This window comes from Oceanospirillum maris DSM 6286, from assembly GCF_000422865.1.
GTDB classification, from domain to species: Bacteria; Pseudomonadota; Gammaproteobacteria; order Pseudomonadales; family Halomonadaceae; genus Oceanospirillum; species Oceanospirillum maris.
Genome location: NZ_AUGW01000018.1, coordinates 55,366 through 75,924, shown reverse-complemented (window position 1 = coordinate 75,924; position 20,559 = coordinate 55,366). Strand labels below are relative to the sequence as shown.

20 protein-coding genes, 2 tRNA genes and 1 pseudogene are annotated in these 20,559 nt (G+C 44.7%); 7 read left to right on the top strand and 16 right to left on the bottom strand.

All coding sequences use genetic code 11. The annotated features are described in order from the left end of the window. The 7 genes and pseudogenes from G517_RS21370 to G517_RS18415 form a co-directional block, all read right to left on the bottom strand. A pseudogene (locus G517_RS21370) lies at positions 1–334 on the bottom strand (transposase); the annotation flags it as partial. Positions 335–498: 164 nt separating this feature from the next. Continuing rightward, positions 499–885, bottom strand: a complete 387-nt coding sequence (locus G517_RS0108620) for a hypothetical protein (protein ID WP_028304074.1) — start codon at positions 883–885, stop codon at positions 499–501. A gap of 262 nt (positions 886–1,147) precedes the next feature. Further along, the gene (locus tag G517_RS20480; RefSeq protein ID WP_028304073.1) at positions 1,148–1,867 is read right to left on the bottom strand and encodes a hypothetical protein; all 720 of its coding nucleotides are present in this window, start codon (positions 1,865–1,867) and stop codon (positions 1,148–1,150) included. Positions 1,868–2,039: 172 nt separating this feature from the next. Further along, on the bottom strand, positions 2,040–2,870 hold the full coding sequence (locus G517_RS0108605) for an abortive infection family protein (RefSeq protein ID WP_028304072.1): 831 nt from the start codon (positions 2,868–2,870) through the stop codon (positions 2,040–2,042). A gap of 238 nt (positions 2,871–3,108) precedes the next feature. Then, positions 3,109–4,239 (bottom strand): macro domain-containing protein, encoded by a 1,131-nt coding sequence (locus G517_RS0108600; protein WP_028304071.1) that lies wholly within the window; start codon positions 4,237–4,239, stop codon positions 3,109–3,111. Next, on the bottom strand, positions 4,233–5,576 hold the full coding sequence (locus tag G517_RS0108595; RefSeq protein WP_028304070.1) for a DarT ssDNA thymidine ADP-ribosyltransferase family protein: 1,344 nt from the start codon (positions 5,574–5,576) through the stop codon (positions 4,233–4,235). The genes G517_RS0108600 and G517_RS0108595 overlap by 7 nt, the downstream gene beginning before the upstream one ends. Positions 5,577–5,915: 339 nt before the next feature. Continuing rightward, positions 5,916–6,845 carry an IS1595 family transposase gene (locus G517_RS18415; protein ID WP_051206241.1) on the bottom strand — a complete coding sequence of 310 codons (930 nt, stop codon included), beginning with the start codon at positions 6,843–6,845 and terminating at the stop codon, positions 5,916–5,918. 110 nt (positions 6,846–6,955) lie between these two features. Here G517_RS18415 and G517_RS18410 point away from each other — a divergent pair, with 110 nt between their 5' ends. Beyond that, positions 6,956–7,405, top strand: a complete 450-nt coding sequence (locus G517_RS18410; protein ID WP_036590929.1) for a phage integrase N-terminal SAM-like domain-containing protein — start codon at positions 6,956–6,958, stop codon at positions 7,403–7,405. Positions 7,406–7,425: 20 nt separating this feature from the next. Here the strand turns inward: G517_RS18410 and G517_RS0108580 are convergent. Beyond that, positions 7,426–7,516, bottom strand: a tRNA-Ser gene (locus tag G517_RS0108580). A gap of 207 nt (positions 7,517–7,723) precedes the next feature. Continuing rightward, a tRNA-Ser gene (locus tag G517_RS0108575) sits at positions 7,724–7,814 on the bottom strand. Positions 7,815–7,979: 165 nt separating this feature from the next. Here G517_RS0108575 and G517_RS0108570 point away from each other — a divergent pair. The 6 genes from G517_RS0108570 (at position 7,980) to G517_RS0108545 (ending at position 11,571) form a co-directional block, all read left to right on the top strand. Next, entirely contained in the window at positions 7,980–8,648 is a 669-nt protein-coding gene (locus G517_RS0108570) for a Bax inhibitor-1/YccA family protein (RefSeq protein ID WP_028304069.1), read from the top strand. 220 nt (positions 8,649–8,868) lie between these two features. Continuing rightward, entirely contained in the window at positions 8,869–9,261 is a 393-nt protein-coding gene (tusD, locus tag G517_RS0108565) for a sulfurtransferase complex subunit TusD (protein WP_028304068.1), read from the top strand. Position 9,262: 1 nt separating this feature from the next. Then, positions 9,263–9,631 (top strand): sulfurtransferase complex subunit TusC, encoded by a 369-nt coding sequence (gene tusC, locus G517_RS0108560; protein ID WP_028304067.1) that lies wholly within the window; start codon positions 9,263–9,265, stop codon positions 9,629–9,631. Between the two features lies 1 nt (position 9,632). Further along, positions 9,633–9,923 carry a sulfurtransferase complex subunit TusB gene (tusB, locus tag G517_RS0108555; RefSeq protein ID WP_051206240.1) on the top strand — a complete coding sequence of 97 codons (291 nt, stop codon included), beginning with the start codon at positions 9,633–9,635 and terminating at the stop codon, positions 9,921–9,923. Between the two features lie 40 nt (positions 9,924–9,963). Then, positions 9,964–10,293: a TusE/DsrC/DsvC family sulfur relay protein gene (locus G517_RS0108550; RefSeq protein WP_028304065.1), complete on the top strand. Its 330-nt coding sequence runs from the start codon at positions 9,964–9,966 to the stop codon at positions 10,291–10,293. A 204-nt stretch (positions 10,294–10,497) separates the two neighbouring features. Beyond that, positions 10,498–11,571, top strand: coding sequence for a 3-deoxy-7-phosphoheptulonate synthase (locus G517_RS0108545; RefSeq protein ID WP_028304064.1), 1,074 nt, complete (start codon positions 10,498–10,500; stop codon positions 11,569–11,571). A gap of 133 nt (positions 11,572–11,704) precedes the next feature. On the opposite strand, the gene hisA is transcribed toward G517_RS0108545, so the two are convergent. From hisA to tssF, 7 genes are all read right to left on the bottom strand, one after another. Beyond that, entirely contained in the window at positions 11,705–12,466 is a 762-nt protein-coding gene (hisA, locus tag G517_RS0108540; RefSeq protein ID WP_028304063.1) for a phosphoribosylformimino-5-aminoimidazole carboxamide ribotide isomerase, read from the bottom strand. A gap of 124 nt (positions 12,467–12,590) precedes the next feature. After that, complete coding sequence (locus G517_RS18405; RefSeq protein ID WP_051206239.1) at positions 12,591–13,649, bottom strand: ABC transporter substrate-binding protein; 1,059 nt, start codon at positions 13,647–13,649, stop codon at positions 12,591–12,593. 3 nt (positions 13,650–13,652) lie between these two features. After that, positions 13,653–15,653, bottom strand: coding sequence for an MFS transporter (locus tag G517_RS18400; RefSeq protein ID WP_051206238.1), 2,001 nt, complete (start codon positions 15,651–15,653; stop codon positions 13,653–13,655). A 44-nt stretch (positions 15,654–15,697) separates the two neighbouring features. Next, positions 15,698–16,507 (bottom strand): hypothetical protein, encoded by an 810-nt coding sequence (locus G517_RS0108525; protein ID WP_028304062.1) that lies wholly within the window; start codon positions 16,505–16,507, stop codon positions 15,698–15,700. Positions 16,508–16,522: 15 nt separating this feature from the next. Then, on the bottom strand, positions 16,523–17,875 hold the full coding sequence (locus G517_RS0108520) for a TAXI family TRAP transporter solute-binding subunit (protein ID WP_028304061.1): 1,353 nt from the start codon (positions 17,873–17,875) through the stop codon (positions 16,523–16,525). A gap of 13 nt (positions 17,876–17,888) precedes the next feature. Continuing rightward, the gene (gene tssG / locus G517_RS0108515) at positions 17,889–18,836 is read right to left on the bottom strand and encodes a type VI secretion system baseplate subunit TssG (protein ID WP_028304060.1); all 948 of its coding nucleotides are present in this window, start codon (positions 18,834–18,836) and stop codon (positions 17,889–17,891) included. Beyond that, complete coding sequence (gene tssF / locus G517_RS0108510) at positions 18,833–20,557, bottom strand: type VI secretion system baseplate subunit TssF (protein WP_028304059.1); 1,725 nt, start codon at positions 20,555–20,557, stop codon at positions 18,833–18,835. The genes tssG and tssF overlap by 4 nt, the downstream gene beginning before the upstream one ends. Between the last annotated feature and the right edge of the window lie 2 nt (positions 20,558–20,559).

Sequence of the window (20,559 nt, the reverse complement as noted above, 5' to 3'; positions counted from 1 at the left end):
CTGCTAACAAAATGAGCAAGGGTGGTAAAGTGCGGGACGGTATCGCAGGACAGGGCTTTAAAGATAATGTTGGTTTCGCAGCACCACTGAATCTCACGGCTGGAGGTGATGCCTTTAGAATAAGCAAACAGGATGATTTTTAGCAGAATCGCCGGATCATAAGCCGGACGGCCTTCAGTATCGTTTTTGTAGGGCTGGTGAAACGCGGACAGATCCAGCTTTTCAGAAACGAGGTAGTGCAGAGCATGCTCAAATGACCGGGCTGTAACTGATCCAGGTAATTGATCACCACCATCGACGTTAGGTTGTAGTCGTAGTGCTTAAATCGAGCCATCACCGCCTCCTGCGTTTCAAAACCCGATCAGATCATAGTTCGGGAGGTTTTTCTACAGCCTGAACGCCCACATTAACGTGGCAAAATACGGTAGGCTATTTTCGTTCCTCAAATTTTAGCCAACCGTATTTTGTTCTGTTGAATTGCTTGTTATGCTTTGGCTTCTAGCTTTTCACCTTAGGTAAACGAAGCTCTTTCCTAAGCCTATTTCTCACTAGAATGTTTAACTGTTTTAATGTACTCAGCCACTCTGGGTTATTTGGGTCAGTGGTTACTATATCGGTTACATGTTTGATCAAGGCAACTTCATCCTTATAACCGTAAAGATAGAACTGAACTTGAATATCGTTAAATTTATCTAGTGATTTTTTCTCATTTGCCTCGACAAAAAAAGAGATGAAGTTCTTCAACGTATCAATACGATGTTCAGCTCTTAACTTAGCAATCTCATGCCTGCGATTTAATAAACCATCTACAAACCACCCGATCACAACTATCAAAGCTGAGCCTAGTAATATCCAATCTCGAACTTCTAATTCTTTAATTTCCAAACTCACATACCTTTTTTATATTTCAAAAAGCATAACGAGGCTGTAGAAAAACCTCAGCCTCAAAAATTGATCATTTTTTGTACTAAAAATGACGCTTCTACGTGAATTCTGGGGCAGTTTTCATCGCCAAATACTCTTAAATCAACGTAGGCGCGCGATAAATTCTCAATAACCAGAGCCTGTTAGGTTTTTCTACAGCCTGAACGCCACGCGTAACCCGCGCATTTGTAGAGAGCAACGCGAACGAAAAATGCGTCGGTGTTCACGCGCTTGTTATGCCTTTATATGCTTTAGCGCGGGCTCTCTTGATTTTGAGTGCCTTTATCTTTTCCTGAATAGTCCAAGAGGCCATCTCTTGTTGCGATTTCTCAAATGCGGTGATATGAATCCAATAATCTCGATGATGAGCCTTGTTTGGTGACTCAATAATATCTTCCACTATCCGAAATAAGCTTTGAAATGCTTCTTTGTATCTATAAAGGTCGACAACAGTAATAGCTTTAATCCTGTTTGTTAGATCAGAATTTACTTTTGGATTATTCGAATTTAACGCCACGCTCCATTGGCCGTGAGCGATTTTGTTTCTTAAAAGACTTGGATCAAAAACGTATGTATCAATAAGTGAATATATTTTCTGCTGGGTATTCGCCACATGGCCACTGTTTTTACCCTGGACTTTGCGTAAGGAAAGGTCCACACACTTCTTCCACCCTTCAACAATATTCTTCTTACCTTTCGATTTTACTTGTGATATTTCATCTAGCGCCAAACCATTAGGAGTGTGGATTACTTTAGAAAATACAGCTTCCGCAAACGCACAGTAGACTTGAGCGAGGAGTTTGGTATGAATTTCGGCGGAAGAGGAATCGCTGCAGGAATAAGCAGCATTGATAGATTTATTGATATGTTTCCATGCTTGCTCTAATGCCCGGACATTTTCCGTTTGGGCTGCAAACACATCGTCCCTATCTGCTTCTAACATTTGTTCACTCCAAGGTAGGTAAAAAACACTTATGAAAATGCCCTTTACCTACCCGGAATCGAACCGGGAACCCGTTCAGAGAACGGTGCCTTACCAAATTAGACGATAGGTCCGCGCTTATTCTGTATTTTTGTTCAAGGACTGTCAATCCGACTGAGGCATACTGACCCATTTATGACTTTTTCCTTTCCAAGTTATCCAACATAAGCTCAGCAATTGCACCTATAAATTCAACCGAGGCTTTTGCTTCAGCGGCCCGCAAGTCGGGCACCCACGGGCGACCATGTCCAGTTCCTTGCTTGTTTCTAAGATTGTTAATTGAGCAAGCTGTTTCATAGAGTGAACGCTCCAACCTACAACGCTGATGCTCGCCTTGTACTGGCGTCTGTTCTGGCGTAGCCATTTCAAGCGCAACGAATGCCTGTCCAAGGAGGCTTGGAAAATTGGCAGTAGAAGGATAGCTGCCCCACAACTCTTGTATTACGTGGGCCGACACGGCCTCCATCAAGTCTTTGCTTGTTCCTACCAATAGTGCTGCGTCCTCGATACCTTTTTTTGCTCGGTTTACATAACCACGTAGTGCATGAGTAAGGTTGCGCCCCGTGAGGCTATCGAGTGCCACTGGTGACATTGACCCGTCTTCACCCAAGACAATCCCTTCTGAGCGTAAAGCTGCACCTAAATCGGCAATAGCGTCAGCCCCAACAAAGTTAGGCGAAGAGTCTCGAAAGCCACCGCAGCCTTTAACCGAAGAAATTATTCCAGAAGCTAATTTCTCTGCTTTAGCTATATCATTGTCTATGGCCCAATTTAGCACTGTACGAAGCCGCTTGGCTTTGCCAACGGGAGCGCCGTCTTTGTTTGGGTCAGCATGAGTCAACCCAGCTCTATTGAGTTGGAATTCAATATCCGAATGACTAGGGTCTCGTCTATCTTTTTGTGCATCATCAACGAGGCGCGCCAAAGAATAAATGATTGTGTCGTTTACAGGGACTCTATCCATTGCATCCTATCTTCGATTCTGGGCAGGGCATAACGAGGCTGTAGAAAAACCTCAGCCTCAAAAATTGATCATTTTTTGTACTAAAAATGACGCTTCTACGTGAATTCTGGGGCAGTTTTCATCGCCAAATACTCTTAAATCAACGTAGGCGCGCGATAAATTCTCAATAACCAGAGCCTGTTAGGTTTTTCTACAGCCTGAACGCCGCGTTCACCGGCTTGTCCGGTGCAACGCATTGTTAGGGCTTGATCTCTGTTGAGAAATCATCACCAATCAGCTTCACTGGTTCTGCATTTATACCAATAGCCGCAAAATAATCATCATTATGGAGTGCTTCATACTTGACGAAATATGAATGTATTTTGTTTTTTAAAATAATATTTCTTTGTTTTTCAATCCATTTAAGCCTATTAGTTGTAAAAAAAACCGACTTACAGATACACATACGGCTTATGACTGACGGCATATATTCTTTTTTATCGAATGCTGTAAAAGGGTCGCCTATGGAAAGAACGGATATGCGACCATTCCCCCCTTTTTCACGCATCCTCTCAGCAGAATTAGAAATCCCGCACGGCAAGAAGACTCCTGTTTTAATTCCTTTTCTCATGGCAAGTGAGGCCATACGTTTATCAAATGCAGATCCACCAAACAAAATGCTGTAATTATTAGCCTTGCAATAACTTATGAAATCTTCAACGATAGACTTTTCTTCCTCGCTAGGCTTTGTGCTAGAAATTATAGCAATATCAAATTCTGTAGTTGAATTCCCAAGAACCCAGAGATCCTTTTCTGTATAGCGCATCAATCCTACTGGATAAAGCTTTTCATTTTTTTTTACAGCATGAACGCCTAGATTCTCAAGCTCAGATATCTTTTCCGGTGTAATTGATACTTTTTTACCGGCTTTCTTGGAAGCTTCTGGCTCAAAAACAAGAATGCGATTCGAGGTTTCTTCTAGATATCCTAGGATTAGCGGCTTAACTTTTTCCCAATCCAGACCTCCATGTCCGCAGCCAAGAGCAGGCAATGTTATCGTCAAACCCTCTTTATTCTTTAAGTAATTTGAAAGCCAGATAAGACCATCTTCAATATACTTATACTCAGACGGGTTTCTCCAATGATTTTTTGTAGGAAAGTTTATGATTTCAACCCCTTTCGAAAACATATCTCCTTGTTTCCAAACAGTAGGCTTCCCAGGGGCTATTTCTTTTTCCTTACACTGCCGCACATACTCCTTGAACATTTCAGGGTATTTGTTCTTGAAAGCTAGTGCCACACCCGCGCCCATGACACCCACGCAGTTAACCGTGTTGATTCGAATGTCAGCATCAAAATCGAAGAAGTCGCCTTTAACAAACTCTAGCATGGGCTATTACACTCTAGAACTTGAAGGGTTCTACTTTTTAAAGCTTCAATCGATTGGCTGTGAATCATAACCCAAGTAATATTGATGGAGTTCATATCTGCTTTAGCAAGAGCAACAAGCATATTTAGATCGTTTTCATTTTCAATCACATCTGCTAATTGTTTCTCATCACGCCCCTTGGCAACTATATCTCCAACCAGGTCGTCATATGTTACTAAAGTTACTATTTTCCTGATGTCCCCTTCACTGAGGCCTCCGATATCTTCGGTAAGGATTCGTTTTAGCATCGGCAAAGACTTCACTGCATGATCATTGTCAGCCTGAGTCATTCCAGCTTGCCCCCAGCGCGATTTCGGTCCTTTTCCTATGTCGTGAAAATAAGCAGCTAAAAGAACAATATCTTTGTCCTCATCAGATAGCTCTCTATACTCAGACAACTGGGCGAGTCCGGCTGCCACTTTTCTACTGTGCGTACCAACATCATCACTATGCGGTCCATAGCTGGCCGCTAATCCATCGATGTCATCAAGTTCTTTTATTGATGAAAAATCACATGCTATAGCCTCTAGTGAGGCACGAATACTTCCATATTTTTTGGGGCCAGAGGTACTTTTGCATATGTCTGAAATTGTCTCATCAACTTTATCCTTTAAAAATCTGGGGCCTGTTACAATTGACTTTTTTCCGCCATCGTAAAAATTAGTATAGTAATGATCTCCATCATACTCGATTCTAGGTGGCTGTATGCCTTTAGCTTGGAATATCTTTTCCACCTCTTCCTTTATCCATTGATTCCAGACAACTATGTAAGACACTTCGGCAATCTGAATTCCGCCTGGAACAAGTAACTCTGCCATTTTCTGATGGCGGTACTCATCCGTTGGGCATCCCCACTTTCTGTCATCAATCGCATCCCAGTTTAAAGAATTTAACATGTTTGCTGAGGATGCATTGTAGAAATTTGGCGGAGCATCTGTGTTTGCTGAAGCGTCGGAAAATACAACCCCTGCTTTTTGTTCAAGAATCTCTATCGGAATTGCAAAGTATATAAGTAGGGGCTGGTCTACATTTTTCTTATTAATTACGCCGAGTTGCATGGAAGTTTTTTTCGAAAAATAAAAAGGGACGTAGTCGTGAACAAAATTTCCCCCGGAGCACGGCACAGGCATAGTGCTCCTTCTCCCTTGAATCCCCTGCTCAGCAATATTCTCGTGAGATATACCCCGAGCACTCTTTAAGTTTGTACACAACAAACCACAATCAATGATCGATTCTAGGTTATCGATCAAAGTAAAGTGATACGCATATCTTCCTTTTAATCCCTGTGGGATGCTCATAAGTTATTCCTCGAAAATCCAATGCCCGACTGGAGCCCTAACATTTTAATCATAGGCATGCGCGTTTTGCCGATTTCAATATACCGCCAAAAATTGAGGAAAGACTCTGATTAGAAAGGAAAACTCCGTTTTCTGATCTGACTGCTTCCCTGCTAAACGCGCATGCGCATATACGTCAATAACCGTGCGCCTGTTATTCCTGCGCCCGTTCCTATAATTCATTGAATTTACAGCTTATCCAATTTCGTAGCACCAGTAAACCGAGCATTAAGTCGGACAAACCGAGCATGTTTTTCTGCAAAACCAAAAATATACTGTATATTTAAGGCTGTGTTGTAGTTAGGTGTTGGTCATAGCAGCAAACAGCAATCCCTGATCTGACTTTTTGTGCTGCTTCATATGCCGAAACCAGCTGAGATAGTGGGTTAGATATCCTCGCCCTACACCTCTGAATCGCACCATCCACTCCTTCCAGTTCATTATATAGTTATTGAGTGCTTGGATATGGTAGATATTTTCAACAACTCGGATCTTATCCAACCCGATAATGCGCTTGTGATCGATCTTGCAGCCATTAGCAACCTCAATGTAAGACTTATTGCCATCGGTGCAAAGCACGGAGCCATCAGCAATTCTGGGCTGAAGAAATTGGCAGATGCTTTCCTTGGTATTACGATCAACAACTTCATGGATCACTGAACCTTCACGGTTCAAGGCGATAAGAATGGGTGTTTTTGGGGATTTGCCACCACCCCGCTTCCGAGCGTCTCGATGAAGTATCCGTTTACCTTTAAACGATTCATTTATAAAGGTTTCATCGGCCTCAATAACGCCCGATAGGGGCTGGATGCCCGTGTATGAAGGTGCTTTTAGGAAGGTATGCCGCCAGCGAAAAGCTGTACGAAGACTGATATCTAAATCTTTCGCGCAATCCCGTAATGTTGCACCATGCCACATCAATTCATTATATTGAACCCACTTCTGACTCATGCGCATTCGATACAGAGGCGTCCCTTTCAAGGCGTTAAAGGTCTGTAAGCAGGCTTTGCATTTGAACCGCTGAACCCCCTGTTTTGTAAAACCCCAGCGGGTAAACTGGCTACTGCTGCAGTTAGGGCAGTCAGTCAAGCGGTCTTCTCGCTTAGCGATGACTTCGCCGACCTGATTCTTGGATATCAAGCCATCAACCTCATGCTTGAGCTTCTTCAGTTCTGGGTATGTGAGGTCTTCGAGATGCAGGGGAATGCCCCGTAGATGTTGAGTGTTCATGAAGGCTCCGGTGCGTTTGGGCTACAGGTTTCAGTGTAGTTTGCCAAAACTCAAATACAACACAGCCATATTTAACCATGTAAGAGCAAATATCACATGGAGGGCGGTTTATGGCTAAAAGTCCATTTTTGGAAAGCATCAGATCAGAGATTCGTTTGCGTGGCTACAGCATACGAACAGAGAAAACGTACATTCACTGGGTTAAACGCTTTATATTTTTTCATCAAAAACGTCATCCAGAATCGATGGGGGCAGAAGAGGTCAAAAGCTTTCTGACATCATTAGCGGTTCAGGGCAATGTTGCCATTAATACCCAAAAGACAGCGTTGAATGCATTGGCATTTCTGTATAACCAGGCTCTGAATCGGCCATTGGACTTGGGTTTTCAATATGCTAGCAAGCCGAGAAATCTGCCCTATGCACTAAATAAGTACGAAGTAGGAAAAATACTAGCCGCATTAGAAGGCAAATACAGACTAATATTTTCAATCTTGTATGGCAGCGGTCTGAGGGTTAGTGAATGCCTAAGAAATCGCAGACGAAAAAAAACCTGCTCATAAATGAGCAGGTTTTTAAATAATGGCGGAGGGATAGGGATTTGAACCCTAGAAGGGCTATTAACCCTTGCCGGTTTTCAAGACCGGTGCTTTCAGCCGCTCAGCCATCCCTCCAGTTGAAACGTATTATATCAGGGCAGATTTATAGGTCAACACTCTGCACAAAAAAAGTTTATAAAATTCAACAACCTGAGTCCCGCAGCAACACAAGCACACAAGATAGAAACAGGAACCAAAACAGAAAATACGGCGCAGACTAACAAGCAAGGGAGTAAAACGAAAAAAGGCGCAGTTTATAAAAAACTGCGCCTTTTCAAAAAATGGCGGAGGGATAGGGATTTGAACCCTAGAAGGGCTATTAACCCTTGCCGGTTTTCAAGACCGGTGCTTTCAGCCGCTCAGCCATCCCTCCAGCTGGTGCGTATAATACGCATTATATTTTTTCTCGTCAATAATAATTTCTCATTTTTATCCGTTTATCTATCTCTTTAACTTTGGAACATAATCCACGACAATGGGTCTTAGTAAGATCAATGAGTGCATGATCAATCAGTAATTTAGGGGTAGGAGCTAGTCGATGGCTATTCAAGAATATAAAACCTATAGCAACTCGGCATCATCCGAGTCGGTCAATAAGGTTATCCGTAACACCTTTACATTATTAGGTATGACGCTGGTATTTAGCGCGTTAACAGCCTTTATTTCCGCCTCCATGGGCTTTGGCCGTATGAACATTTTTATGTTCTTAATTGGGGCTTACGGTTTAATGTATCTAACTCATAAAACCAAAAATAGCGTTTGGGGTTTGGTGAGTGTTTTCGCTTTTACTGGTTTTATGGGCCTAACGATCGGCCCTGTAGTGTCTATGTATTTGTCGTTGCCTAATGGTGGTCAAGTTGTTACCTCGGCACTGGCTAGTACAGCCGTTATTTTCCTAGCCCTATCAGGCTATGCGTTAACAACCAAAAAAGACTTCAGCTTTTTAAGTGGCTTTCTCTTCGCAGGCTTCTTGATTTTAGTCGGCGCGATGATTGCGGGGATTTTCTTTGATATCCCAGGCTTAAGCCTGATGATCTCTGCCGGTTTTGCTCTATTTGCCTCTGCAGCCATTTTGTTTGAGACAAGCCAGCTCGTAAACGGCGGTGAGCGTAACTACATCATTGCTACGATTGGTTTATATGTGTCTATTTATAATCTCTTTATGAGCTTGCTTCACCTAATCGGCGCAATAAGTGGTGATGACTAATCGCTACAAAGACTAAAAATAGCTAAGGAGAATAGTTCTGCTCCGATGAACTATTCTTTGCATTAAGAATCGCCCTGCCCTGCAGGGCGTTTTCGTTTCTGGCTCATACGCTGTAAAATGTAAATTCCAAAAAATACAGACTCCAGAAATACAGACCTTAGAAATACAGACCTTAGAAATACCACAGGTTAGGGCGCGTCATTACTATGAACCATTTATCATGAATTACAGCATCGCCATCTACGGTGGCCCTTACAGTAACCAAGCAGCCCATAGCGCCTTACATTTCGCTCAGGCGGCACTAACGCGCGGGCATTGTATTAGCCGAGTATTTTTTTACCATGATGGTATTTACAATGGTTCAGCCTTAGTCAGCCCACCGCAGGATGAAGCCAATGTGCCCGCCCAATGGCATACGCTGGCAAAAGAAAACGATATTGAGTTGGTTGTTTGTATTGCGGCGGCAGTAAGGCGTGGACTACTCGATGAAAAAGAGGCTAAACGCTATAGCAGAGCCAGTCATAATATTGCTGAAGGTGTGTCACTTTCAGGTCTTGGGCAACTTATTGACGCAGGTTTAACGTCCCATAAACTTATCACTTTTGGGCTTTAATATGTCTGAGAATATGTCTGATCTATTAATTATGTTCCGTAAAGCCCCTATTGGCACATCTTGGGCACGGGAAGCACTAGACTTGGCACTAGTCGGCGCGGCTTTCGGTCAACACGTCAGCCTATTATTTATGGGCGATGGGGTTTATCAGTTACTAACCAACCAACAACCTGAATCTGTTGGACAGAAAGGCACTCAAGCGATGATGAAGGCCTTGCCGATGTACGATATAGAGCAGATTTTTGTCTCCCAGCAGTGCCTCGCAGACCGAGGGCTAACACAGGATCAACTGGGCTTTAGCTGTGATCTTCTGGATCAAACTCAAGTACAGGCACTTTTACAATCACATCAACAGGTCTTTAATTTCTAATATGATATTACATACCGTGAATAAGTCGCCTTCCACCCAGAGCACGCTAAAAGAGTGCCTGTTTACAGCCACCAACGGCGACAACATTTTATTGATTGAAGATGGTGTCTACGGCTCCACCACCGCATTTAAAGCCTTACTAAAAGAAGGTTTGCATTATTTTGTTCTACAGGAAGACCTTGATGCCCGAGGTATAGCGATAGATCAACTAGCCCCAGAGTGGACTGCGATAAGCTATACAGGCTTTGTTGAGTTAACTGAAACTGCAGACACTGTTTGTAGCTGGTTTTAAGTGAACTGTAGCTGGTTTTAAGCGGAGCGAGTTAAGTATTATGCTGCCATTAGAGAATGCATCAATCCCTACCGATGATGAAGGCTACCTAGAAAACCTAAACGATTGGCAACCTGAGATTGCAGCGCTAATCGCGAAAAATGAAGGTCTAACCTTAAGCCCTGAACACTGGGAAATCATCACACTGTTGCGTCAGTTTTATCAAGAGTTTGAGCTATCCCCCGCCATGCGTCCTTTAATCAAGTACATTGGCCTGCAGCTTGGGAAAGAAAAAGCTCGCAGCATCTATCTGATGCAACTGTTCGGTGAAAGTCCTGCTAAAATGGCCAGTAAAATTGCAGGCCTACCCAAACCAACGAACTGCTTATAGATAGCAGCCGATAAAAGAAGCTGACCAACCGATACGTCAATGCCCGTGGTTAGTCCGTCAGCGACGATTAATTTGCACGCTGTCGCCAAAAGTATAGGCTTTACCTCTATCTCTTGAGCAGTAAAAACAATATTCTATCAATAACAATAACTTAAGAATAAAACCCTAAACGATTCATACCGCTAACACAGGATACTTTTTCAGATGTCTAAAACTCGTCTGACCAATGTCAATGTGGTGTCTCAGGATATCCTGATCACCCCGGAAGAACTGAAAAAAGAGATTCCGTTAACTGATCTTGCCCGTGCCTCTGTTGTAGAAGGTCGCGAAACCATCCAAAATATTTTGGATGGAAAAGATCAACGCCTCTTTATTGTGATAGGCCCTTGCTCAATTCATGATGTTGAGGCGGCCAAAGATTATGCTAAGCGTTTAAAAGCGCTATCTGACAAAGTTAGCGATAGCCTATATATCGTTATGCGGGTTTATTTTGAAAAACCACGCACAACCGTTGGCTGGAAAGGTTTAATTAACGACCCTTACCTGGATGATAGCTTTAAACTAGAAGACGGCCTGCATATTGGCCGTCAATTGCTGGTTGATCTGGCAGAGATGGGGTTACCTTTGGCAACAGAAGCTCTTGATCCTATTTCGCCTCAATATTTGCAAGATGCTATTGCTTGGTCAGCTATTGGTGCTCGGACGACAGAATCTCAAACCCACCGTGAGATGACCAGTGGCTTATCTATGCCTATTGGCTTTAAGAACGGCACAGATGGCGGATTAGAAGTCGCGACTAACGCATTACAGTCCGCTTCTCATGCCCATAGCTTCCTTGGTATTAACCAAGCAGGTCAGGTAGCCGTTATCCGCACCAAAGGTAACCAATACGGCCATGTTGTCCTTCGTGGTGGTAACGGCAAACCAAACTATGACTCAGTTAGCGTTGCCCTGTGCGAGCAAGACTTAGAAAAAGCGAAGCTAACACAGAACATTATGATCGACTGTAGCCATGCAAACTCCAATAAAGACCCTGCACTACAACCGCTAGTAATGGATAATGTGAGCAATCAAATTTTAGACGGCAATAAGTCTATTGTTGGGCTTATGGTCGAAAGTAATATCGGCTGGGGCAATCAAAAAATTGCCGCCAATAAAGATGACTTGGAGTACGGCGTTTCTATTACCGATGCGTGTATTGATTGGGATACCACAGAAGAAGCCCTGCTGAAAATGGCAGACAAACTTCGTCCAGTATTACCAAACCGTCGCGGCTAATCGGTTCACTGTTCCGACGAAAGCCCGCTCTCAATAGTGAAGCGCCCCTTAATATGCCCCCCAAAAGTTAGGTATCCAACTATTGGGGGTTACTTCATTTTAATAAGAATGCTTCGATAGCACATTAAGTCAATTAGCCTTGCTGCCGATTCCAAGCAATACACTCATCCAGTGTTACGCCATTGCCACCAAAGATATCCAACGCACTACCAATCGTTAAATCCACTTTGCCTGCAGATAGTTCACTAACTCGCTTTAAGTCCTCTAAAGATCGAGCACCACCGGCATAGGTCACAGGGATTGGACAAGCCTGCCCTAACAGCTTAACCAGCTCTTCATCAATGCCCGCTTGCAGTCCTTCAACATCTGCGGCATGAATTAAAAACTCAGCACAATGGCTACTTAATTGAGCCAAAGTATCTGCATTTACTGCAAGCTCGGTGATTGTTTGCCAGCGATCGGTGGCAATATGCCATCCCTGTTCCGTACGACGGCAACTAAGATCCAGAATAAGACGCTCTTTACCTGTTACAGCTTTAATCGCCTCTAACCGCTCCCAACTAAACTGCCCTTTATCAAATAAGTATGAGGTGACAATCACATGGGATGCACCGGCCTCAAGGTAAGCCCCTGCATTATCAGCGTTTACGCCACCACCAAATTGCAAGCCTAAGGGCCAAGCGGAAAGCGCCTCTAACGCCGCATCTTGGTTACCGGCACCCAAGGCGATAACATGCCCGCCCGTCAACTGATGCTGACGATAAAGCTCCGCATAATAGCGGCTGCTGTATTCGCTCACAAAGTTGGTATCAGCGCCCTGATCATTAAGGCTACCACCGACAATTTGCTTAACCTGCCCTTGGTGTAGATCAATACACGGACGAAACTGAGTCAAAATAATACTCCAGACCGATAAAATAAAAGTGAAGTCCGGCATTTTAACCTAACAGTCCCTTAACCGAACCACTCTATTTAACTCAATCGACCGATTTAATCCAGCCGAGCGACTTAATCCTCGGCTATTCTTTAATCACCTCAGCCGTTTGCATAATGGTTACTGGGGGATAACGATCCAACATCTTAGCAGCGGTCATATTCACGATAAAACTAAAGCGCTTTAAGGTTTCAACGGGAATTTGAGCGATCGCCTTGCCATCAAAAAGTACTTGTTGCGCTTTATACGCCGCAAATTGGCCCACATTATAGTAACGGCTCACTAACCCCATATAAGCCCCTGACTTTCGTATAGGGCCTTCTGTGGCGGAAAATACCGGTATACCCGTTCCGTGACTGGTATTAACCAGTGCTTTTGCATGGGAGATAAGAAAGGAATCTGATGGTAAATACACGATATCTGCTTTCTGTTCTTTGATATATCGAGCAAACGCTGCAAAGTGAGCACCCGCTTCAGCATCATTGGCGTTGGGTAATTCAAATGCAACAAGCTCCAACCCCGCCGCCGTACTGGCATCCTTAAGAGCTTGCACCTGTAGCATTGAATTTTTCTCTTTCGGGTTAAAAATCACCGCAATGCGCTTAACACCTTCCAATTCCTGCATGGCCGCAACTTGAGTGCCCATAGGCACCAGATGAGAGGTTCCTGTTATATTGCGCTGAGGATGTTCGTAGTCATTCACGATACCCGCCCCCTTAGGATCTGCGACAATATTGAAAATGACAGGAATACTCTGAACATGTAGATCTGGGTTAAAGTTACTCTCTGTACCGACTAAAGCAGATGTCACCGTGGTACCAAAGCTGTAAACAAGGTCAGGCTTTCTCAGGCGAATATCGTCACGAATTAGCGCCAGTTGTTCATGGCTTTTTCCTGCATTTCGGACAATAAACTCGACGGGCTTGGGCTGCGCCATCAGTGCATCCATAAACCCACGCTCAGCTTCTGTTAATCCACGCCATAAAACCATATAAACTTGCTTTACGTCACCATGCTCAAGGAACGACAGAGTCTCTTTATTTGAGCCAACTTGAGTACCAGAAGCCAAAGCTGCGCCCGAAAGCAACCAACCTGACAAAAAAACCATGAGTACACGTTTAAAAACTTGATTCAATCTTGCCACCGGCTAAGCCTCCTGTAGCTTGCGTTGATCCATAGAACGGAACATCAAATATAAGATAACCAACAAGATCAAACTCATCGCAGCCCCCGTCGACAACCACAAGAACGAGCTTTGGAAACCCAGCACACTAATCAACGTAGCCGCCACTAAAGGCCCTGCAATATTACCAATACGTTCAGTCAGCCGGAAAATACCGATGGTTTTACCCAGCGTTAATCCATTTCTCAATTTTACCTTCTCCGTTAACAGAGATAACTGCGGTGAAACGCCAATGGCATGGGCAACCCCCAACAACAAAACCCCTGTAAACATGCCATAAATCCCCGGAATCATATAAACCGCGAATAACGCAAGTGCCGATAACCCACCACCAAAAATAATAAAAGCACTCTTATTTTTCAGCCGATCACCAAGCCAAGCACTCAACGGCGAGATAAGCACAATGGCTAAACCATAGGCCATCAAAACCCGCCCAACGGAGGACTGATTCGCCCCTAATTCATTCAGATAAACGGGGCCGGTATAGTATAAGAAGCCCGTCAGTAGCAGTTTGGCTGGAATAGCGGAAAGGAAGGTAATCAATAAGAAATATTTATCGGTTAGCAATGTTGTAAAGTCTTTGAATGACAGAATCGCAGGGGCTGGGGCCGAAGGATCTTTAACTTTAGCCTCAAAAAATTGCATCACAAACATAGCCGATGCGAGAGATAAAGCCGCCGACAGGATAAAGGTCGCTGGAAAACCGATACGATCGGATAAAATACCACCAATAGCGGCCCCACACAGGGAGCCAGAAAAGAAACCAGAGAGGAACATCGCCATGCCACGGGTTCTATTTTCCGGTGTCGTATTATCGGTCACGTAGCCTTGAGCAGTGATAAAGACAACACCATAGCCCACTGCCGTTATTGAACGAACCGCGAGTAATTGCCAAAGATTATCGCACCAAGCTGTCAGGAATAACCCTACCGCCGTCAGCAATGCCCCTACCATAAAGGCTTTTTTACGGCCAACGCTGTCCGACCACTGCCCTGCAACGGGCAATGACAACGCCCAAACCAGCATAAAGACCGAGATAGGTAAACCAATTACCATACTAGGCGCTAATCCAGGTATCGGCTCGTAGAGTTCATTCACGTAAGCAGGAAAGAAAGCAAGTGACATCGACTCTGAAAAAATCACCAGAAAAAGAGGCGGTCGAACAAATGACAAACGCGCTAAGCCTACTTTCTTCGGATGCTTCTTCGGTAGCTGGTAGGATTTCCCTTCCGCCGTGGATCTTAACCAAGTCGTCATATCCGAGCTGATCGTGGCAACTTTGTTACCAAGATTTGATAGCTCATCCTTACCGGGAAAATGCACCACTTCTCGAAGATCTTTTTCCGCGATACGATCCAGCATAAAGTGAATACCAGCCATCGGAGTTTTAATATGATAGGTCGTGATAAACATCAGTAGTTCCATTGCCAACAGCAGCGTTACCACCAAAATAGTAGCAATATCGTAGCCAATCTCCTCAAACACTCGCGCCATAAAGCCTGGGTCAAAACCAACCCAAACCTCTGCCAGAGTTTGTCCATCTTGTACAATAGGGTAGCGGTAAAGTGCGAAGCGGCCCTGGGCATCAGCTAAAGACTGAACGAGGGGGTCACTGGGTGATGCAGGCCGATTCTGTGGTAGATCCTCAAGCCCAGTCGCTTGATACAAAAGACGGTCAGATTCTGGCAAATAGATCGCCAAGAAATCCAAATCAGGGTGGCCTGTTAGACGACTTGCCAGCAGTTGATCCATTCGTCCAAAGCGCTCCAGCGGAACACCTTGCTTTAACAGATGCGTCACTAGCCTATCTGTCGAATCAGCAACAATGGCGGCTTTTTCTTCTTGGGCAGGCTCTAGGGCATCTTTAATCAGCCCTAACGACATCCAAGCACCCGCTGCGGTTCCAAGGACGATAACCAATACTGCAATAAAAACAACACTTCCAGATAACGAAAGGCGCTTCATAAATAATGAGACTCCAGACCCGTAGTATCACCAGCCTTTTAGTATTAAGGATGACGATCCGTTGATGACGTTTGCTGTGCCTCCTGCACTCGATCATGTAATAACTGAAACCGGGTCTCCAATTCATCCGGTGTACCTAAACGGTCTAAAACAACCTTCTCGCGATTAAGTTGCCGATCTAAATTACCGCTTAGCCGTAATATCTGCTGACGTAAGCGGCGCATCATCAACCACAGTAGTAATAAACCAATAACCGCACTTAAAATCACGCCCATACCGGATTGCAGAGCCTGCTGTTTAAGCAATGAGAAATTTTCAGCCTGATACGCCGCTCGACTGTACGCAATAACCACTAGCCCCGATTGAATATCGAAGGTGTTAAATAACGGCTCTGCGACTAACAAATAGCGCTCCGTTTCATGGATTAACAACCGGCCTGTATTGTGCTCGTTTCTTGCCAAATCAAACCACATATCCGGCAAAGAAGCGGTTAATACACCGCTTCCGGCCTGAAATAATGGTTGTTTTAAAGTGGAATAGACGACTGCTTTTTCAAGTGCCTCATCCCTTGAAACTAAGGCTATCAATTGTTCGTTTGTTTCCGTTAACGAACTCATCGGCAGGCCTAAGCCCGTGCCATAATCAATGCCTAAACGCACTTCATCTAACATCACTTGAAGTCGAGAGCTAATCAGCTCTCGGTGGCGTTTTTCAAAATTAAAGTAGGCTAAAAGCGCACTTAGACTAATACTGAACAGCAGAACAAAGACCAATGTTAACCCAAGGCGCCCTGCAAGAGAGCGGCCTTGCTCGGAGCGCCCTTTCTTGGGCGGTGTTGACGGTACGGCAACCATAGGATGAACCCTTACTTAGTCTGTCACTGTTGACCGAGCAGCATCCACTTCCTTACGGGCAGCCTCACTTAATTGCATTGCCGATAAACGCCATTCCAATTGACGCATAACATCCGCACATTGCTGTATGGTACTCAAGAACAAGATAGACTCTGCCAAGGTAGATCCTTGCACCAAGCTAACGGCTTGCTGTTTTAAACGCATCACCTCAACTAAGTATTGCTTCAAAAGCCTCCAGTCTCGGGCATCTTTTTGATTGCGTTCAATCTCTACTGTTTGGCGGAAAACGGACTCAAGTTCTGCCGCAAGATTGACTCTAACCTGTTCAATACGGCGGCGGCGCAGTTGACTTAATTGCACAAAGACAACCAGTAAGATAATAATTGCTTCTATAATCAGTACTTTGTGTTCAGCAATCTGTCCTAAGAAACGAGAGAAATTATCCAAGCCAACAAAAGGGTTGTAGTACCGATTACTCACCGAGTGCAGAGGTAAATAGCGCAACACGCTATCTTCAGTCGGGTTTAAATTCAGCATGATAGGAGCTTCGCTACGCATCTGGTCACTATTAAGCTGATCCAGTACCGCTTGCACCATTTTCTCAGGTAAACCCGAACGGGAAGCCATGACCGCATAGGTGACAATCGTTTCGACCGACTCCATTGGTACAGGGCCGCTGACAGAACTGTAAACCCCGGCAGGAATTTTAGCCGTCGTCAGCTGAGAGTGGTTTAAAGCATAGCCTTCAGCCCCCTCTACAGAAACCAGCTTGAACTGGCCACTGGACATCACCTGTCGAAGATCAGGGTTAAGTAAACCCGTCGTAACAATAGCGCCCTCAAGGGAGGCATCACTTAACAGTTCAGAGAAATAGAGTTCGTTTTTATCAAACTGATCCGCTTCTAGGGCGAAATGCTCAAGTACTTTCATCGACTGAGCACGATAGCCAGAGCCTGTCTTACCGAGAGCAATGCTATGCCCTGCCATCTCTGACAGCGAGTTAATTTGGCTATCTTTACGAACAACTAAATGCATATAGTCCCGCCATAAAGGCGCAACCATATAGAGGTTCTGCAAAGAGACAGAGTTAGTGCCCACAATGGCGAAATCTGCTTCTCCCGCAAGGAGTTTTCCACGGTTATCAACTGAGCCACTGGTTACCAATAGCTGTACTTGATAATCTGTTTTTTTCTCGATATACCGCTTCAATAACGTGCCATATTGATAGTAGTAACCGCCCTTAGATGCCGTAGCGATACGGATCATCTTTGACTCATGGCTTTTTTGATAGCCCCAATACAGGATCAGTATTCCAGCGATAGCCAGAAGAAACCAACTGATCATATTTTTCATACGATAGCTCAACATAGGGTGCTCCACATTAATCCAATGCTATTCGGGCTTTTAATTGATACGGCGAACCATCAACAGCCGTAAAATCCGGTTTAAGTAGCCAAGCGTTCTTACCAAGTCGCCCCCAACCATTCAGTCCGCTGTCCTGTTGGTCTAGCCCAGTACAATCTAGTAAAAATTCTAATTCACAGCGCAAAGGCTGATGCAGATAAAGGCGAATCAAATTCCTCAGTTGCAACCAGCGATTGGTATTACTTAACAGTTGATCAAACTGCTCATAATCCAAAGGTCCTATTTGCAAAATAAAGCTGCCTGAAGCTTCTGGAAGCTGACTCCCTAAAAGAGTGCCATCGCCAAGCCCCGTTGTTTGTTCACCCAAACGTAGCTGGGAGTGAAGCGGTAAAGACACCTGTCGCTGCATACACTGTTTGGCTTCAACGGTGATTTGGCCTAAAAAGTCACTCAACATCACTTCAAGGCCTGCGGCTGAACGATAAGGCGAAGCCAACAACCGAAAATACCGCAGCAATCCTGTGGCTGGTTCTTGTTCCCCACTATTCAATCCAGACAAAGCTCTAAGGCGATCATAAAAACCATTATTCAGGTCGCTAGGAGGCTGATGCGCCATTATCGACCGTTGTTGGGCGTCTAATAACAACTGGTAGATACGCTGGTTAAGCACATTCAAAAAAGCACGGGCTTGGCCTTTTTCCTGCTGCTCAGACTGCAGTAGGTAATCGGTCATATAGCTTGGTAGAACACCGTTTCTGCCGTATAGATTGAAAACATTCAATTCAATACGAAAGCGGTTTTCGTCAAGCTGCTCAATCCGTTCAATCACACTGCGAGCGCTCTCTAGGCCAAGTGCGGGTTCAAGCTCAATGTTTACCGTAGTCCCTGTCACATGCATTAACAGTCGGTAAGCCTGTAGCAGGCTATAACGGTGGCCATGGGCTAAAAGATCATCAAGTATCACAGCAGCGGCTTCCTACCTAGCATCGGCGACCCGTCAATGGTCTCACCCGTTTGTACGTCGATGATCTTTAACAAGCAGAAGTAGTTAACCGGCACCAAACTGATAAAAAACTGCTGCAAAAGGCGAGAAAACAACCACATATCCCCTTTACTTGGGAAATGATCACCGGCTAACTTTAATGTGACTTCATAGCCTCGCACGGACATTGCGGATACTAGCCTGTCACCCATCGTTAACGAGACCGATTGGATAGCCTCTACTTTTTTCATATTAACCTGTTGACGGGCACGGTCAGGGCTGGCCTGTAATACCAACTCTTTTAAGGCTGACGATAGACGCTCTAGGTTAAGGTGCCCCATCAAATTACTGCTCAACTGGCGAACAGCTTGCCAATACTGCTGTTCACTTGAAAGTGTTTTACGATAGGGCGTTGGCGTCGTCAGATTTTCAAACTGCACCAGCTCAGGAGAGCCAGAGGTATAATCACAAATCTGGCCAGGTAATAAAGTCGCGGCATCCCCACCGTTTGTGCAATACAAGCGAGCTTTAATGACTTCCTGCTCATCACGTAACTCACCACCTAACGCCACGGCAAGTTCTAACTCATCATTAACCGGGTGTGCGGTTAGCTGCTCTTGGTAATGAAATAAGTCACCAAAACCTTGCTGCCAAAAAGGGCGATACACGTGACTATCCGGTTCGCTGCGATACTGGCCTGAAACCTGTTCAATACCGTAAATACTCAAAGACTCATCATCCCGTTGACGTGGATTTAGCGCCATATACGTTTGACGATTATCTCTAACTCGGGGAGGGGCATCTCGAACAAAGAGGTTCACCGCAGGCACAACGTTCAGTCTAAAGGTCTTTTTAAGATCGGCTCGGGGCCAATCTATTTGCCCATCAAGATAGAATTTCAACTGAAATGAGGTAGCGCTTGAATTATCCGAAGGCTCTGGCAGGGAGACATGAATACCTTGGGCCAACTCCGGTGCTAAGAAAAAGCGTTGCGCCATACGGTGCGCGGGCAATTCAGGTGTGTCTCCTGCTAAAAACGGCCATTGTAATAAACCTGTATTCCATACAGGGAGTTCCATCTCATCTGTCATGCCACCAGACCAAACCACTTCCGCAGATTCACAATGATGCAGCAGCCCGTCAAGCATTCGTGCAGCCATAGCCTGAGGTGAATTAATATAGATCGATATCGGCTTAGAGGTTAAAGACGAAACATCGCCATAGGTACAAGTAAAATTGATGCTTAGGCAATGAATACCTGGCTCATTCTCATGGCTTTTACGCAACAACGCATCACTGAGTTCCAAGGACAGCACGGTCGTTTGCATCAACGTTCTAAATTCACAACGGTGCTGATTACTTGATGCCACCCCTGACACAGGAGTACCCACCGGCAGATCTAACTGTTCTTTTAGGGCGGAGCGGCCCTTAAATTGCATCAGGGTAATAGACGGTAGCGGGCGCAACAGATCTGGAGATGCAACCTGCAAAATATTTTGCAAAAGTTGCGTCTGATCTTTCTCTAGCTCGGATCTTAGCCCTGCCGTTAAAAATGCAACGCCCTCTAAAATGCGCTCAACGTCAGGATCACTGCCTGCGCCTGCGAGATAGCCCGCTTGAGAAGGATTTAGCTGTGAGTACTCCGCTGCCATCTCATGCAAGCGGGCCAATTCATCCTGATAATGGCGATCAATTTTTGCCATAA